11 protein-coding genes are annotated in these 17,420 nt (G+C 59.1%); 2 read left to right on the forward strand and 9 right to left on the reverse strand.

The features are described 5' to 3' along the window. Positions 1-2: 2 nt before the first annotated feature. The 5 genes from H585_RS0119055 to H585_RS0119080 form a co-directional block, all read right to left on the reverse strand. Positions 3-848, reverse strand: coding sequence for an ABC transporter permease (locus tag H585_RS0119055; RefSeq protein WP_014260601.1), 846 nt, complete (start codon positions 846-848; stop codon positions 3-5). After that, complete coding sequence (locus tag H585_RS0119060; RefSeq protein ID WP_027369001.1) at positions 845-2,047, reverse strand: quaternary amine ABC transporter ATP-binding protein; 1,203 nt, start codon at positions 2,045-2,047, stop codon at positions 845-847. The genes H585_RS0119055 and H585_RS0119060 overlap by 4 nt, the downstream gene beginning before the upstream one ends. 723 nt (positions 2,048-2,770) lie before the next feature. Beyond that, positions 2,771-3,799, reverse strand: a complete 1,029-nt coding sequence (locus H585_RS0119070) for a lipid A deacylase LpxR family protein (RefSeq protein ID WP_027369002.1) — start codon at positions 3,797-3,799, stop codon at positions 2,771-2,773. A 611-nt stretch (positions 3,800-4,410) separates the two neighbouring features. After that, positions 4,411-6,504, reverse strand: coding sequence for a hybrid sensor histidine kinase/response regulator (locus H585_RS0119075; RefSeq protein ID WP_014260604.1), 2,094 nt, complete (start codon positions 6,502-6,504; stop codon positions 4,411-4,413). 49 nt (positions 6,505-6,553) lie between these two features. After that, positions 6,554-8,359, reverse strand: coding sequence for a CHASE4 domain-containing protein (locus tag H585_RS0119080; protein ID WP_027369004.1), 1,806 nt, complete (start codon positions 8,357-8,359; stop codon positions 6,554-6,556). Positions 8,360-8,781: 422 nt separating this feature from the next. Here H585_RS0119080 and H585_RS0119085 point away from each other — a divergent pair, with 422 nt between their 5' ends. Continuing rightward, positions 8,782-9,342 (forward strand): TadE/TadG family type IV pilus assembly protein, encoded by a 561-nt coding sequence (locus H585_RS0119085; RefSeq protein ID WP_027369005.1) that lies wholly within the window; start codon positions 8,782-8,784, stop codon positions 9,340-9,342. 130 nt (positions 9,343-9,472) lie between these two features. On the opposite strand, the gene H585_RS0119090 is transcribed toward H585_RS0119085, so the two are convergent. Next, complete coding sequence (locus H585_RS0119090; protein ID WP_027369006.1) at positions 9,473-10,864, reverse strand: sigma-54-dependent transcriptional regulator; 1,392 nt, start codon at positions 10,862-10,864, stop codon at positions 9,473-9,475. A gap of 420 nt (positions 10,865-11,284) precedes the next feature. Here H585_RS0119090 and H585_RS0119095 point away from each other — a divergent pair, with 420 nt between their 5' ends. Then, entirely contained in the window at positions 11,285-12,232 is a 948-nt protein-coding gene (locus tag H585_RS0119095) for an HDOD domain-containing protein (RefSeq protein WP_237707593.1), read from the forward strand. A gap of 30 nt (positions 12,233-12,262) precedes the next feature. Here the strand turns inward: H585_RS0119095 and H585_RS0119100 are convergent, their stop codons facing one another. From H585_RS0119100 to H585_RS0119110, 3 genes are all read right to left on the reverse strand, one after another. Then, positions 12,263-14,905 (reverse strand): PAS domain S-box protein, encoded by a 2,643-nt coding sequence (locus tag H585_RS0119100; protein WP_027369007.1) that lies wholly within the window; start codon positions 14,903-14,905, stop codon positions 12,263-12,265. A 94-nt stretch (positions 14,906-14,999) separates the two neighbouring features. Next, positions 15,000-16,004: an ABC transporter substrate-binding protein gene (locus H585_RS0119105; RefSeq protein WP_027369008.1), complete on the reverse strand. Its 1,005-nt coding sequence runs from the start codon at positions 16,002-16,004 to the stop codon at positions 15,000-15,002. 14 nt (positions 16,005-16,018) lie between these two features. Further along, positions 16,019-17,008 (reverse strand): ABC transporter substrate-binding protein, encoded by a 990-nt coding sequence (locus H585_RS0119110; RefSeq protein WP_338032542.1) that lies wholly within the window; start codon positions 17,006-17,008, stop codon positions 16,019-16,021. Positions 17,009-17,420 lie beyond the last annotated feature (412 nt).

Raw genomic sequence — 17,420 nt, forward strand, 5'->3', positions numbered from 1 at the left:
GATCAGCTGCGCTTGCGCACGACGATCCGCTGCATGACACGGTCGAAGATCATGGCCACGATGACGATGCCCAGGCCGGCCTCGAAGCCGCGCGCCGGGTCCAGGCGTTGGATGGCCTTCCAGACTTCGCCGCCCAGGCCTTTGGCGCCGATCATGGCTGCGACGACCACCATGGACAGGGCCAGCATGACCGTCTGGTTCACTCCGGCCATAATGGTGGAAGCGGCCATGGGCAGTTGCAGCTTTAACAGCTTCTGCCCGCGCGTGGCTCCGAAGGCGTCGGAGGCCTCGACCAGCTCGCGTGGCACCTGGCGGATGCCCAGGCAGGTCAGGCGGATGGCCGGCGGCATGGCGAAGATCACCGTGGAGAAGATGGCCGCCACCTTGCCCAGGCCGAAGAATGGGATGGCCGGGATAAGGTAGACGAAGGCCGGCATGGTCTGCATGAAGTCCAGCACCGGCATGATCAGGCGATAGGCCGGCTGACTCAAGGCCGTGAGGATGCCAAGCGGCATGCCGATAATGATGGCCAAGCTCGTAGCCACAAGCACCAGGGCGATGGTGGATATCGTGGGGCTCCAGAAGCCCAGGTTCCAGATCAGGCCCAGGCCCAGCATGGTGAACAGGGCCACGCCGCGGCTTTTGCTCAGACGCCAGCACAGGCCGGCGGCAAGCAGGATAAGCAGCCAGGGCGGCAGGAACATCATGGTTCCCACGAGCAGGTCGATGCCGCTTTCCACCACCTTGGCAAAGGCCTTGGTGGCGAAGGACAGGTGCTCGGCCAAAAAGTCGATGCTCGTTTCGATGGATGCGCCCAGGGGAATTTTGGGGATGATCGGCATGGTCATTGCGCGTTGCCTCCTCTTTCGGCCAGGCCGGCTATGAGCGAGCCGCGCACGACCACGCCGACAAGGCGTCCGCGATCATCAACGACCGGCAGGGGCGACTGGCCAGCGGCCATGAGCGGGATGATGTCCGCGGCCGGTGTTTCGACCCGCACCGTGGAAACCTCGGCCTGCATGATCTCGTCGATGCGCCCGTTGCCGTTCTTGAGGGCGATGTCGGTCATATCGGCAGTGACCCAGCCCTTGAGCAGGCCGTCGCGCGAGACCACGAACAAGCTGGACAGGCCGGCCTTCTGCATGCGCCGAAGGGCGGTGCGCGGTCCGTCACTGCCGTAGGCCACGGCCTCGGTGCGCTTCATGACCTGGCCGGCGGTCACGGCCTTGGTCACATCCACGTCCTCCACGAAACGGCGCACGTATTCGGTGGCCGGATTGGCCAGGATTTCCTCGCCCGTTCCGCACTGCTCGATGCGGCCGTCGCGCATGAGCACGATGCGGTCGCCGAGCTTGAGGGCTTCGTCGAGGTCGTGGCTGATGAACACGATGGTCTTGCGCATGGATTCCTGCAGGGACAGCAACTCGTCCTGCATGTCCTTGCGGATGAGCGGGTCCAGGGCGCTGAAAGCCTCGTCCATAAGCAGTATGTCCGGGCTCACCGCCAGGGCGCGGGCCAGACCCACGCGCTGCTGCATGCCGCCCGAGAGCTGCGCGGGATAGCTCCCTTCCCAGCCGGCCAGACCCACGAGCTCCAAGGCTTCGTGGGCTCGCTTGCGGCGCTCCTCCTCGGCCACGCCCTGGATTTCCAGGCCAAAGGACGCGTTGTCCAGCACGGTGCGGTGGGGGAACAGGGCGAAGGACTGGAAGACCATGCTCATCTTGTGCTGGCGGAGCTTGCGCAGCTCTTCGGCGGTCATTGTCGTGATGTCCTGGCCGTCGATGAAGATGCTGCCGGCGGTGGGCTCGATAAGGCGGTTGATGCAGCGCACCAGGGTGGACTTGCCGCTGCCGGACAGGCCCATGACCACGACGATCTCGCCGCGCCTGGCCTCGAAGCTTACGTCGGCCACGCCTACGCCCTGTTTGGTGGAGCGGAAGATTTCGTCCTTGGAGCGGCCATCCCGGAGCATCGTCATGGCTTTTTCGGGATGGGTGCCGAAGATCTTGTAGAGATTCTGGATGCGGATGATCGCTTGCTCAGCCATGCTTCGGGAACCCCTCCAGAGCCTCGCGGAGCGCGCGGGCGGCAGCTTCGGCCCCAATGGAACCGATCATCGGCGGATGGCCGTAAGTTGAGGGCATCATGTGTCAATCTCCAATGATGTAGTGCTTAGTTACAGTTAAAGCATCATAGCAATAAACGTGTCTTGCATGAAGATGCAGAAAAAATGCATGACGCATCAGCATGCCTTGATGGAAAAATCAAGGCACAGTTGGTTTCTCTAGACGGGTCGAATATGTATACAGTACGCAGAAATTCTTGTCAAACACATGACAGGATTTATTTGATATTGTTCAGTATGCTCAGATGTGAATCGCGATTTAAAATAATTTTGGTGACATGAAGGCGGGTGGACAGGGTAGTTGCTCGTTCTGGAATGCGGAAAGCCGAACGGGGGTGGGCTCTCTCCGACAGGCGTTTCAGTCGGTTCAACCGGCAGTAGGTGCTCAGGAGGGAAGGGCCAGAGATGACGACAATGTTGGGCTCGCCCACGGGGCGACGGGGGCCTGGATGACGGTCGGGATATAGTAAGCCGGCGGACGACGACGTGGAATTGCCCGGCGGGCCCGCCGGGCGCGGATTAGAGCATTTTGCTTTTGAAAATGCTCTGCAAGCCATGCGTCGGCATGGCTTGCCGCCGCGTAGGCGTAGGCGCAATTCACTTGCGCCGTCAACGCCGGAGCGGGCGTCTTAAAAGCAATCTGCTTTAGAATTTAACAGAGAGGGTCAGGGAGCCGTATTCGTGGAGCCCTGTCTCGCCGTCGAACTCCGGGGTGCGGAATATGTGGGTGTAAGCCAGGCGGTAATCCCGCCAAGTCACGGCCGCTCCGGTGATGAAGTCGGCGACGAAGTATTTCTTGTCCACGCTGCGGCTGTCCCGGAACAAGGAGCCGTCCAGAAACATATTGCGGCTCACGGCGCGGCCCATGGCTCCGCCGAACAGGTAAAAGCCGAAATACGGACTGGATAGGAAATAGCCTGATCCTGGAGGGCTGGGCTGGATGCGCGGCGGGCCATAGTCCAGCATCAGGTTCTGGCCCAGGCGCAGCATGGCTCCGGTCTCGACATGGTCGTAGACCGTGCCCAGGGCCAGGCCGAACTGTGGCGTCAAATCCGCGCCGAATCCTTGGTCGCCGATCGCGGCCAGGGCGCGCCAACTGCGCAGGTAGGTCAGCTGGAGGGTTGGTTCGTTGGGCAGCTGCGTGTCCCAGCCTTGAGGTTCGTCGGAGTAGGTTATGTATTCGTGCACGAACTTCTGCGTCTTGCCGGCCAGGGAAGCCGGCCCGACCATGCCGACCTGCAGTTCCAGCTGATGCAGGCGCTTGCCGTTCTCCGCGATCAAGCCGACGGAGCCATACAACCAGCCGGCATAGGGCCGATCGTCTTCAGGCGGCGTGGTGAGCGTGATATCCGACGGCGTGTACATGTTCTGACCAAGGGCGAACTCCACGCGCGCGTTCCCTTCCTCGGGAAAAAGAAGGGACTTGGCGGCCGCCTCGCGCAGGAACTCAGGCACGTCATTCAGGCCCGACAGCCAGGAAATACGCACGCCGTTGGTATAATGCTGGTCCGTGTTGTAGAAGACGTCGTTTTCATAGATGAGGCTCAAGGTGCCTTTATCGTCTTCGTCCTGGGCATAAGCTACGCTGGGGAAGCTGAGCAGGACAAACGCGAAAAGCCACAAGCCGTGGCAGAGATTCAGCGTTGCGCGCGCAGGCCTGGGGAGGGTAGCCATGTATGGTCTACGCATCGTGTTCAGCATGGTTGGCGATGTATATGGGACTAGAACTGGTCGCCTCTTATGACTGAGGCATACTCAGTAATCTGGACGCCGTGCGAGTCCCGGTTGACGGGGTCTTGTCCTTGAGCTTGCGCAGAAGCTGCGCAATATGTGCGAGTATGACCTCATTATGGCTGCAGAGGAATATGCAAAATTGAATTACTAGTCAAATTTTAAATTTGATTTTTAATTTAGAACGGATTGCTTTTAAGACGCCCGCTCCGGCGTTGACGGCGCAAGTGAATTGCGCCTACGCCGAAGCTAGCGGCAAGCCAAGCCGACGCATGGCTTGCAGAGCATTTTCAAAAGCAAAATGCTCTAATGGCATGACTGGAGCAGTCAGGGGAATACCGAAGCGGCACCTCAACCATTTGTTGAGATGATAACGGCGTCCAGGCGGTGAAAAGGCTGTTGCAACCTGGGAGAGAGTCCACATTGCGAGCGGCCACTGGATGTAGGGTGGCTCCCGGAAGCATCCGAGTGGCGTCGCTGTTCAAGACAACGGGTCTGTACGCAAGGCATGGCGCGGGGTTAACGGATGCGACGCCGACCCGCGCGGTAAACCGTTATGCGCGAGCCGTGCTGTCCGAGGTTAGCGCCCGGTGAATGGACTCGGCGAGTTGGCGTTTGAGAATGGGCTTCATGACGATTTCCCTGATGCCCATCTCGCGAACCTTGCTGTAGGAGACGATCTCCGAAAAGCCCGTGCATAGAATGACAGGCACATCGGGGCGCGTCTGCAGCGCCTTCTCGGCCAGTTCCATGCCTGTCAGGTTGGGCATGTTCTGATCCGTGAGGATGAGGTCGAACTTGTCAGGCTGAAAGCGGAAGGCCTCCAGGGCTTCCACGGAACTCGTGCGGGCCACCACCTCGTAGCCCAGGCCTTCCAGGATTTCTCGGCCGATGTCCACCAGGGCTTTCTCGTCATCCACGAAGAGAATGCGCCCCTTGCCAATGGGCAGCATCCTGGACTCCTCATCGGTAACGGTATCATCCATAAGCCCGGTTTGAGGCAGGAGCACCTGGAAGGACGCGCCCTTGCCCTCTTCGCTTTGCACGTAGACCACGCCGTTGTGTTGCTTGACGATGCCGTGCACCACGGCCAGCCCCATGCCCGTGCCTTCGCCCGGTTTCTTGGTGGTAAAGAATGGGTCGAAGATCTTTTCCTGGATCGTCTTTGGGATGCCATGGCCTGAATCCGTGACGGTGATGACCACGTAGGCACCGGCGGACAGGCCAGGCGTCTTGGAGACGGTGGCCTCGTCAAGATGCACCTCGGCCAGGCTGATCTCCAGCAGGCCGCCGCGCTCGCGCATGGCATGGGCCGCATTGGTGCACAGGTTGAGCAGGATCTGGTGGATCTGAGAAGGATCGGCCATGACCGTGTCGTTGCCGGTCATGATGTTCTCGCGGATATCCAGGCTCGCCGGCAGCGAGGTGCGCAGGAGCTTGACCGTCTCCTTGATGAGCGGTGAGACGCGCAGGGCTTTCTTTTCCTGGGTACCCTGGCGGCTGAAGTTGAGGATCTGGTTTATGAGATCCTTGGCCCGACGGCATGCGCCCAGGATTTCCTTGAGTCTGCGCTCCAGGGACGAGCCCTTGTCCGTATTCTCCAGGATTATCTCGGTATAGCCGGTGATGACGCCCAGAATGTTGTTGAAGTCGTGAGCTATGCCGCCGGCCAGCGTGCCGATGGCCTCCATCTTCTGGGCGATGCGCAACTGCTCCTCTAGGCGCTTGCGCTCGGTCACGTCCAGCAGATAGCCGCGGATCTCCACGATCTGGCCGCGCACATTCAAGATGCCAATGATGGTGCCGATGACATGCACCGTGCGCAGATCGCGCCGTCGAAACACACCTTCGAAGTTTTCCAGTTTTTTGCGCGTGAGAATCAGATCGCGCAGGGAGTCGTCCGAGCCGGTCAACTGCAAGTCGAAAATGTTGACGCTCATGGCGTCCGGCACCGTTCCGAAGCCGAAGATGCGTGCAAAAGCTTTGTTGCAGGCCTTGAGAACGCCGTCCGGCGCGGCCACGAAGTCGCCGGTGATGTCCTCCTCGAAGAGCAGTCGGTAGCGTTCTTCGCTCTCCAGCAGCTCCTGAAGCATGCGCATGCGCACGGCCATGTCGCGCTTGAGGCGCTTGTTGGCCTCGCTGAGCGCATTGGTGCGCATGTCCACCTGCTTCTGCAGCGTGGCGTTGAGCATGATCAGGTCACGGGCCGTCTTCCACTTGGCGCACAGGGACTTGGCGAGCTGACGCAGCTCCTCGGGGTGCAGCGGTTTCTGGATGTACAGCAGCTTCTCGGGCGGGGTCACCCTGCGGTTCAGCTCTCGCGTATTCACATCGGAATATGCGCTGACGATGACGATCTCAATGTTGGGGTCCAGGGCGCGGATGTTTTCCGCGGTCCAGACCCCGTCGGGGCCGGGAGGCATGCGCACGTCGAGCAAGGCCACGCTGTAGGGGCGGCCTTCGGCCATGGCCCCGCGCACGGCATCCACGGCCTGATCGCCCTGATTGCACATGGTCAACTCGAAATCCGGCAGCAGGGGTTCCTCATCTAGGTCGCCGCCGAGGTCCTCGGCCGGCGAGAGGATTTCCTTGTATAAGCCGAGGATGCTCTCCTCGTCGTCCACGACGAGCAGGCGATAGCGGCTCATGGGAGTCTCGTTGACAGGAATTTGTTCGTTCATGTCTTGTGAGGGCGCATCAGCCCGCCCGAAGATGGATGTGAATTGCGAAGCCTTGGCCCAGACCTGGGCTCTCGGCCCAGATGCGCCCGCCCATTTCGTTGATGGCATTGGAGCACCAATGCAGTCCGAGGCCCAGCCGTTTTTCTTTGTTCGAGGTGTATCCTCTCTGGAAGATGCGTGCAAGCTCGGGCTCTGGAAGTCCAGGGCCCCGGTCGGACAGAATCAGGTGCACAATGCCGTGGTTGCCGTGCATTTCGAGTTCGGCCCTGGCCTCGACTGTACCGGACTGTTGACCGGCCTGACCGTATGCCTGGGCCGAGTTGTTGAGCACGTTGGAGAACACCTCGAGCAATGTCACTCGGTTGGCCATGACCGTTGGCATGGCGGCAAGGGATTCGTCGGCCTTCAGTTCAAGCATTTGGCGCAACGGGTCCGGCACGAAGAGAAATGAGTCAGCGAGAATGACGCGCAAGGCCAGGGGCTCGGTGGAGCGTGCGCCCAGGTTGAAGCGCTGCAGGGAATCCAGATCCTTTTCCAGGGCCTGGGCCTGCTCGTACAACTCGGCGGTCTTGTTCTCGGCGTTACGCAGCCCCAGGCCCGGGCGCACGTGGTCAGGGCGGGCGGATTCTGGAGGCAGGGCGGCCAGAGCGCCTTCCCGGGCCAGCCGCTCGCGAAGCATGAACAGCCCGGCTTTGAGCGGGCTGAAGGTGTTACGCACGTTGTGCAGCACCTCCGAGGCCATCTCAGCCATGCCCAGGCGGTATGTCTGGCGCAGGGCCTCATGGCGCGAGTCGCCCAGGCGGTCGAGCATGGCATTGTATTCGCGGGACAGCAGGCCCACTTCATCCTTGCGCCGAGTGGGCAGTCGCCGGGACAGATCGCCATCCTGGCGCATGCCCGTCATGTGCCTGCGGATGTCGCCGAGGGGTCTGAGCACTGTCTGGTCCAGGAATATCCATAGACACAGGAGCACCACGATGCCCGCCAGCAACCCTCCGGTGAGGCTCATGCGCAAGGCCGACTCGCTCACGTCGGTAATCGTGCGGGGCACTTCGGCCCAGAGCACGAAGGTAGACCGGCCGAAGAGATCGGGTTTGAGCATGGAGACGCGCTTGAGCGCGGAAGAGGTGTTTTCCACCAGCAAGTCCGGCTCGGCCCGTGACGAGGGAGAGCGCAGCGAAGCCTGTAATAATGGCGGCGCGTCAAGCCGGTCCAGATGGAAGCCTGCCTGAACCTTGCGACGCAGTGCTTCCAGGTACTCCTGATCCAGGTACAGGCCCATGGCCAGCCAGCCTCGGCTGGGGCCTTGCTTATGGCTGTTCAGGATGGGCGATACGGCCAGGAGCAGAGGCGCTTGATCCGTCGAGCAGATGCCCGTCAGGGGCTGCTCCCCTTTGCGGGCGGCCAGCATTTTTTTCATTTGGAGGTGGAAGGCGTCGCCCGGATCCATGGCCTGGCCGCTGCGCCAGTCCCAGGCTCCGCCGGTCACGAATTCGGCCTTGGCATCATAGATATGGATCATGTGCACGCGCAATTCGGCGAAGGCCGTCTGCGTCAGATTGGACTCGATAAAGCGGGCGTCAGGTGCGGATACGAAGGCATAGGTATCGTCCCAGATACCCCAGTCCGCCGCGGCGGACGCCAGATGGGCGAGTTCGTCCTCCAGGGCATAGACGCAACGCAACAGGTCTTTCCTGGCGTGTTCCTGTTCGAGTTTTTCAAACTCCGGGGAAACACACAAACGCTGTACGCTGAGAGTGATCACGGCGTAGGCGGCCGTGAGCAGTATCAGTATCAGGACCGCCTTGATGCGAAGGGACATGGCTTTGCTTGAGCAGAAAAGCCAGTGAAAGTAAAGGCGTGTGCCATCGGGCTGCCTGGCGGATAATACATGCTTCGTGGAGGAGGGTAGGCTGAAGGCCGCTAGGGTGCATGGGAAGTAAGCCGCTCTCGGCAGCGGCAATCCATCCTGGATGGTCTGGACCGCATGGGTTCTTGTCTGTTTCGGCGGAATGGGAAGCGGGTTGGCGCGGATAGCCGGTTGAATAATTTTTGCTGTATCCATGGGCAGTGGAGATGAAAAAGGGCGAGTTGAATAGTGCGAATGCATAAAGGATAAATCGTGGTGCCTCGCCACTCGGAAAATCGGAAAGTAGTGCAGTGGAGCAATCAGCGTCTCTATGCATGCATTGAAAATGCTTTGGCATGCACGTTGCTGTGTGGCATTCAAGGAGCGCTTTGAAGATGCATAATCAAATGCGTATCAGCGAAGATAAGAGAAAAGGACATAAAGTAATTCCTCGCAGCCTTGTTTTGCTGAGAGAGATGACGTTTATCCTTCCCCTCTTCTTGGTGGTCTATTGGGGAGCCTTGGAAGGGGGAAACATGATGTTGACCTGGATGACCTTGCAGACTGCTGCCCGCGAAGGGGCAATGACCGCCTTACAGCACGCCGACGGGACGGATTCCGAGCGCGTGGCGCGCATCATGGACGTGGTCAGCAATAAAGCTTCCTGGTTAAAGGCCGGAACGTCCGTCGTGCGGGTAAGCCACGAGCCTGGGGCTGCGGCGGAAGGGTCGCTTCAGGAGTGCGATCCCGACCGCGCGGGGGAAAAAATCCTGGTGCATATAGAGATGGCCTACAAGCCGCTGACTCCGCTGCTCGCAAGCATGTGGTCCGGGATAGCCTTGAGCGGCAAGGCTGCCGCGCTGCTCAAGGGGCAAGGGCAATCCGCTCCGTTCACGAGTGATCCAGGCGGCGAGGCTCGCCAGGAGAATCCCTGGTCCGCTATTCATTTGTATTGAATCAGGCAGGGAAAACGGCCGGCAGCAACTTTCGATCCTGAGCCGGCCTATGGTTCCGTCGTCCGGGCGTGAAACGAGACGGCTTTATGGGAACGGAGGCTCAGGCGTGAGACGGGTTGGAAACCTCAGGCTACTGCGCTTCGTATTCGTCGGATCCTATGGAATGCTTCTGGAGCTTGTTCCACAGATTCTTGGGGCTGATGCCCAGAAGCTGTGCGGCCTTGGTCTGCACGCCACTGGATCTCTTTAGCGCGCCGAGGATGAGATTCTTCTCCATCTGCTGCAAGGTATCGCGCAGGGACATGGCCTCGCCGGGAGTGATGGTCAGGACATCCGGCTCTGCCTGAGGCCTTTTCTGCAAAGCTATATTGACGTCTTGAGCCGTGATGATCGAGCCTTGGCAGAAGATGGCCGCCCGTTCCATGGCGTTGGCGAGTTGGCGCACGTTGCCGGGCCAGTCGTAACGGAAGAGTATGTCCATGGCCTCGGAGGATACGGAGGAGATGTCCGTTCCTATCTTCAGGTTCACTTCCTTGAGGATGTGGTTGATGAGCAGGGGGATGTCCTCCTTGCGCTCGCGCAAGGCAGGCAGATGAATCGTGGCGATGTTCAGACGGTAGTAAAGGTCCTCGCGGAACTTCCTTTCCTGTATGAGAGCGGGCAGGTCCTGGTTGGTGGCGGCTATGATGCGCACGTCATAGGCCACGGGCTTGACCCCGCCCAGGCGTTCCATCTGCTTCTGCTCCACGGCGCGCAGGAGCTTGGGCTGCAGGTGCAGTGGCATGTCACCGATCTCGTCGAGCATGATGGTGCCGTTCTTGGCCATCTCGAACTTGCCCTTCTTGACCGCGTTTGCGCCGGTGAAGGCTCCCTTCTCGTGGCCGAACAGCTCGCTCTCGATGAGGGTTTCGGGTATGGCCGCGCAATTGATTTTGACGCAGGGGCCTTCGGCCCTCGAACTCAGGGCGTGCAGGGTGTCGGTGATGAGTTCTTTGCCCGTGCCCGACTCGCCGGTGATGAGCACCGTGGTATCCAGCCTGGCCAGACGCTCGACCAGCGCCACCACTCGTTTGGTTGCCTCGCTTTGGCCGATGATCCTGGAGGAGGGGCCTTCGCGGCGAAGCGTCTTCTGCAGGGCCAGGATACGTTCCTGCAAGCGGCGTTTTTCCACGGCACGCTTGATGACTATCTCCATTTCAGCCAGGCTGAACGGCTTGGTGAAGAAGTCGTAGGCTCCATTCCTGATGGCTTCCAGGCCTGGGTCCTTCTCGCTGTAGGCGGTCATGACAATGACGTCGGCCTGGGGATCGGTGCGGCGGATGATAGGCAGGGCCTCCAGGCCGGACATGCCCGGCAGGCGCACATCCAGGAGGATAATGTCGAACTGGCCCTGCTCGATCTTGCCGATGCCTTCCTCGGCCGAGGTGGCGCGCTCGACCTCATAGCCTCGCTCGACAATAGCCTCGCAAAGCATGGTCCCGAACGCTACATCATCATCCACGACGAGAATTCTGTCTGGCATCAGGCAAACTCCACTGGTCTACAAAGGTATTCGGCTGTCTTTAGTCAATTCTCAGGCCGGGAACAAGTCTCGTCTTCCTTGCAAAGTGGCGTGTTTAAGTGCAAGTGTCCAGCAATCGTGGATTATTGGCCGGCAGAAAATTTATTGAGAGGTGAATACGGGTGATATATGCCATGGAGCAGACTATTTTTATTGAAGGCTGGTATGGAAGATGAAAATGATTTATTGTCAGTATCGTGCTAGGTGTAGCGCTGATAATGCTTAAAGGATATCTTTCCTGCCGGGTGGCGATGAGGCAAAATGACCGGAAACCTGACTTCAGACACGGCGCACAGGATGATCAACGACGGTCAGCTAAACGTTACGGATCTTTTCAGGCATGCCGGTATCAGCCATCCGGTCATGCAGGAACTCCGTGCCATGGCGATGAGACGAGCTGAAGCCAAGCCAGGTCTTTTCACTCATCCCAAGCCGCGTGTGGATGAGGCTTCCGAAGCTTTGCGACACAAGGCAGCCACTGCAGGTGCAGGCGTCGATCCCATGGAAATCGTTTCCAGGGAGATCAAGCTGCACTCTCTGCCCCGTGTAATCATTGAGCTGCAAAGAGCTATCGACAACCCTGCCAGCTCGGCCGAGGACCTGGCCAGGATCATCAGCCTTGATCCCGGACTCTCCGTTTATCTTCTACGCATAGCCAATAGCGCGCTGTACAGTTTCCCTTCCCGCATCGACACTGTTTCACGAGCCGTGGCCCTATTGGGTACGCGGCAAGTCTCGGTTCTGGCGCTGGGAGTATCGGTGCTCAAGTCCTACAATCAGCGGCCCGTGCAGTTGCTGAACATGGAGCATTTCTGGCGGCACAGCATCGCCTGCGCCATCCTGGCCCGGGCCATAGCCGCGCGCAGCGGCAGGAAGGATGGCGAGCGCTACTTCGTGGCCGGCCTGCTGCACGACCTTGGACGCCTGGCCATCTTCGAGGCCATCCCCGACCTGGCCCGCGAGGTTTTGGAGTTGGCCGAGGCCGAGCACCTGCAGGTCGTGCAAGCCGAGCGCAAGGTGCTCGGCTTCGATCACGCCCGCCTCGGGGCCATTCTGCTGCGCAAATGGAATTTCCCGCTCAATCTGGCCCTGGCCGTGCTCCATCATCATGAGCCGAGCAGGGGCGAACCTCGCGGCGAGGCAGCCGTGGTGCATCTAGCGGACATATTGAGCAAGGCCTTAGGATATGGCGGCACGCCTGTCTTTTTCGTGCAGCCTCTGGACTCCGGTGTCTGGGAGTCCCTGGGCTTGGCCGCGGAAGACCTGGCCGGCCTGGAGGCCGATCTCGACGCCCGCTTCGACGAGACATTGGCGATGCTTGGCTGGTAGGCTTCCGGGGGCGTAGCGCGAGCGAACCGTCTAATCCGCGGCTCCTTTATCCGATCCAAGTCGCTCAAGAACCCGATCCAGCTCCTTCAGGTCAAGAGGCTTGGACAGGTAATCGTCCATGCCGGCGGACATGAATTTCTCCCGGTCTCCCTTGAGGGCATAGGCGGTCAGAGCGACGATGGGTATGCGCGGGTCAGTGTCCGGAACCTTACCTGCTCGGATGCGCCGGGTCGCCTCCACACCGTTGACCTCCGGCATCTGCACATCCATGAGCACGAGATCGAAACGCTCTTTAGCCAGCATATTCAAGGCATCCCTGCCGTTCTCCACGGCCGTGACCACGTGCCCGCGCTCCTTGAGCAGTTCCAGGGCCAGGAAGCGGTTGATTTCATTGTCCTCGGCGAGCAAAATCCGTAGCGTCCGGGCGTCCGGCAGAACCGCCGCCTGTACGGACTCTTGGGTGGTCGCCGTATTGCTTGCCGGTTCGAGCGCGGCCGAGAAGGTGAAAGTGCTTCCTTGGCCGGGCTCGCTTCTGACAATGATCCTGCCACCCATGAGTTCCACGAGCCGATTGGTAATGGTCAGTCCCAGGCCAGTGCCGTCGTGTTTGGCCCCGCGGGCGCCCGTGTCGAAGGGGTCGAAAATCTTTTCTAGCTTATTCTTGGGGATGCCGATGCCCGTGTCCTTGACAGAGGCCAGTAGGCATATGTGCTCGGGCTTGTCGCTATCCCCCGCGACCGGCGAATCATGGGCGTTCTCCAGACCCACGTGCACGGAGACCTGTCCCGTCTCGGTGTATTTGACCGCGTTGCCGATGAGGTTGACGAATATCTGCCGCAGCCGGCCCTCGTCGCCCTTGATCCAGTCAGGAACGCCCGGATCAATGGCTGCGGTGAAAGACAGTCTCTTGCGCTCGGCCGTGAGGCGCATGGTTTCGAACAGGCTGTCGAGCATGTCGCGCAGGTCGAAGTCGGCATGCTCCAGCTCCACGCGACCCGCCTCGATCTTGGACAGGTCGAGAATGTCGTTGATGATGTCGAGCAGCGAGTTGGCGGATTGCTTGACCAGACCCAGATAGTCGCGGACCTTGCCCTTGGGTTCCTGCATGAGCGCAAGCTCGGTCAGGCCTATGACTCCGTTCATGGGCGTGCGTATCTCGTGGGACATGCTGGCCAGAAACTCGGATTTGGCACGGTTGGCGGCTTCGGCTTCAGCCTTGGCCTGGAACAGATCCTCCTCCAGGCGCTTGCGCTCGGTGATGTCGTGGACGATGGAGTGGAGAAGCAGTCTGCCCTCGACGCGCACGGGACCACTGTAGACTTCCACATCCCTAACCTCACCCGAAGCCAGCCTGTGCCTGAACTCGAACTTGTTTTGCTCCTTGGACGCAGCCTCCATCATCCTGGCGCGAAACTCCTCAATGGGCAGGGTATTGATCTGGCCGATGGTCATGCGCCGGCACTCTTCTGGCGAGTAGCCGTAGTAGGCGCATGCGGCTGGATTGACGTCCACGAGTTCCCCTGTTTGGGGATCAGCTAGCAGCATGACTGCGTGGCTGTTATGGAAGATGGAGCGGTAGCGCTCCTCGCTCTCGCGCAAAGCCTCTTCGGTCCGCTTGCGCTCGGTGATGTTGATCAGTGTTTGGATCGCTCCGAGGGTTCTGCCATCGCTTGTCCTGACAGGAGCCGCGCTGGAGAGGATATTGGACGAAAGAGAGGAGCCTTGTGGGTAGATGATGAACTCCTCGCCGTGGACAGTTGCGCCATGGAGCGCCCTCCAGCCCACCAGCTCCTCTTTGGTGGGGATGCTCCCGTCTAATTTGCGAACTGTGAAAAGCTTGACCCGCGCATCCGCTGGCAAATCGCTTACATTCTCCAGGGAGAAGCCTAGGATCTTCTCAGCCGAAGGGTTCAGGTACGTGATTTGATGTTCCGTGTTATAGAAAATGATGCCCTCAGCCAGTGACATAAGCGCTGCATCCAGCTCGGCCGCCCGCTTCTCGGACTCATCTCGGGCCTCTTGGGCCCGGCGGTTGGCTTCCGAAAGGTCAGCCAACCGCTCCCGCAGGGCAACCCTCATGTCCTCGAAACTTGCCGCAAGCTTTGCGACCTCATCGTTTCCCGACACCCGGATCGGATGATCGAGGCGGCCGATACTCAAAGCCTTCGTGGCCGCTTCCAGGCTCACGACGGGGGAGACGACCCTGCGTTGCAGAGTGTACAGCAGCGACACGACGACCCCCGCCAGGAATGCGACCGCGCTTGCCGTCCAAACCAGCATCCATCGCCTTTCGCGGTACATATACTTATCCGTCAGGTCATTGATGGCGAGCACGTCGGCTACCATGGATGCGGTTCTGACAACCAGTTGCCCCTGGATCATCTGCCTGACATCCATCTCAACGTCGGCTTGACCGGTCACCGCCAGATTCTTGAACAGGGCGCCTATCGAGGCATGTTCCTGAAGAATTCGGATTTTCAGGATTCGTGACTGTTCATCAAGCGTCGGCAGGGCCTTGAGTACCGATGCCAGATCCGCATAATGGGTTTGCCACTGCAAGGCTGCGCGTAGATTCTGGAAACCTGAGGGCTCTTGCACCAGACCGAGGAGTAAGGTGATCTTTCGCACCGCGCTATTCAGATGTTGCGATTCCGAAGCATGCCGATCTTCCATGGTCCTCAAGGCGAAGATGGTCGCTGATACCATCAAGACACTGGCAATACCGACAACTGCGGCTATCTGAAGGATTCTTCGAATGCTCATGATTTTACTTCAGGATGCTTACGCCAGACGGCTTGAGTGCGCGCAGCGGCTCCGGCGCGAAGGCATTCAATATATCAGGAAAGGGACCTTCTTGCACGAGGCCGCGACGGAAGTGCCAATTTACCTCGTTTTCCGTGGCCAGCAGCAGTGACTGTTTAAGCGACAATTCATAGGTCAACGGCTCTCTTGATCCACGCTGGGGACTGGGGTCGGCTCCCGAAGCCGAGGCGATTATCCGATTGGCCTCGTTCGGGTGGCTGCTGGCAAACAACTCCGCCTTGAGCAGCGCGCGAAGCAACCTGTCCACCGTTTCCCGTTTTTTCGACAGGTAATCCGGGCGCACGACCAAATTGTACGTCTCGGCGTAGAACTTGTCGGGATAGAAGGTTTGCGCGTTGCCCCCCAGTTGCTGTTGCACCTGAGTCAAGTGAGGGTTCCATGTCGCGGCTGCATCCAGCTCTCCGGAAGTCAGGTCGGCTTCGATGGCCTCCGGCTTGGTGGCGACAATTGTGACCGCATCCACGGGAATCCTGTGGAATGCCAGAAAGGTTTCCAGCATGTAATGCGTGGCTGTTCCAAATACGACACCGATCCGCTTACCTTTCAGATCCTGCGGTTCAGTGATGCCGCGGTCCTTGCGCGCAACAATGCCCACATTCATGGATGAGGTAAAAATTGTGGCGATGACTTTGATCTGCTTTCCCTCCGCCAAGGTCTTGGCTATCGGGGTTTCGGCTGCCGCTCCGACATCGGTTTCGCCTCGCAAAAGTTCCTGGATCGCCTCGTAACCGGTAGACGAGGTCCTCATGATCGCCGCGAGCCCTTCTTCGGTGAAGAAGCCTTTGGCCTCTGCAATGTGCAGCAGCCCGGAATGCGGCACATCCATCCTTGAAATGGCGATTGGGATGGGTGATGTGTGGGATTGCCAATGCGGACGGTACAGGAAAAACGCGAGAGCGGTCCCTATACCTAACAAAGCAAATAAATATGTTATGCGCTTTCGATGCATTGCTTCCCCTAGGCCTACCTGTAGAGCGTGACTGCCTTCGGATCGATCTCCTCCAAGGGAGCCTGATGGATCTTGCTCAGGATGTTCGGCATCTCTTCCGTCTTGCCCTTGTTACGCATTCTCCAGCGAATGGCGTTCTCAAGCGAAATGATCAGGGGCTGGTCGAGAGCAACCCGCAGCTTGTTCTTGCTCCAAACCTGCGTGACGAAATCCTGCTCAAGGCCCCATTTTTGGGTAATTATGGCTCTTGCCGCTTCTTCGTTGCTCAAGACGAACCGTTCAGCTTGTTTGAGCGCCAGGAGAAACCGTTTGGCTACCTCCGGCGAGTTGGCCAACAGATCCTCCTTGGCCGCCAATACCCAATGGTAGTCCAGGGAATACTGAGAAGGCCAGGATACGCTGTTCTCCCCTAACCTTTTTATCGCCAGGTAGGAAAATTTGCCCCAAACGGAGATTGCGTCCACTTCGCCACGGGCCAGGGCCTCGGGCATCTCGGGCGGGGAGATGTCAACCAACGTCAGTGTGGCGGGATCAATGTTGTTCATCTGAAGGAACATGGACAGGGCGTATTCACTCACCGTGTCCAAGACAACGCCGATCCGCTTGCCCTGCAGGTCGGACGGCCTGAGGATTCCTCTGTCCTTTCTGGCCACGATCTCATGGTCGCTCGTGGATCCGACAGAGGCCAGGACGCGCAGGGAGGGGTCATCCTCCATCATCCCCGAGAAGACAAAAGCAGCCCCCGTGGCCATCTGGACCTCGCCGCGTTCAAGCGCCTGCATGCTCTGCAGCCCGGCTGGATAGTCGCTTCGGATCGACACATCCAGGCCAGATTGCCTGAAAAAGCCTTCTTGATCGGCAACGGCAATGAGCCCTGTGTAGATTACGGGAGTCGTTGCCAGAGAGATTTTGATGAGCTCTTCTTTCGCCTCCTGTCCCCCCTGGCATCCGCTAAAAGCGAACCCCAGGGACAGAACCAACATGGAAAAGCTCAGGATTCCCATCTGTTTACAAGCATTGCTTAGGGCCTTGCATCGCAATTTGAGTTATCCTGCCTGTAAAAGTTATCCAGACACCTTTTCAATGGAGAGCTGTTGCCATTACGCGTCGCTGTTTGCCTTGGCCGTGAGCGGCCAATCCCTATCGCTTTGGGGTTGCCCATGGAGATGAGCACCAAATTATAAAAAAATCAAAGATAGCATAAGTAATGGTTTTAGGGTGCTTGTAAAGCGTTGCTATTGGACAGTTAGGGTCGCGCCTTCGGACATACCTGACAAACTGGAAGGTTGCTCTTGGCTGAAGTAGCCTTTGGTTTTCCTGTCCGAGAAGGGGAATAGACTCTTCCGCTCTTCCGGAAGAATTGCGAACAGTTCGCTCAACACGATCCGCGCAAACCCCAGGAAGATTGGCTCTTGA

This window comes from Desulfocurvibacter africanus subsp. africanus DSM 2603, assembly GCF_000422545.1.
GTDB lineage: Bacteria > Desulfobacterota > Desulfovibrionia > Desulfovibrionales > Desulfovibrionaceae > Desulfocurvibacter > Desulfocurvibacter africanus.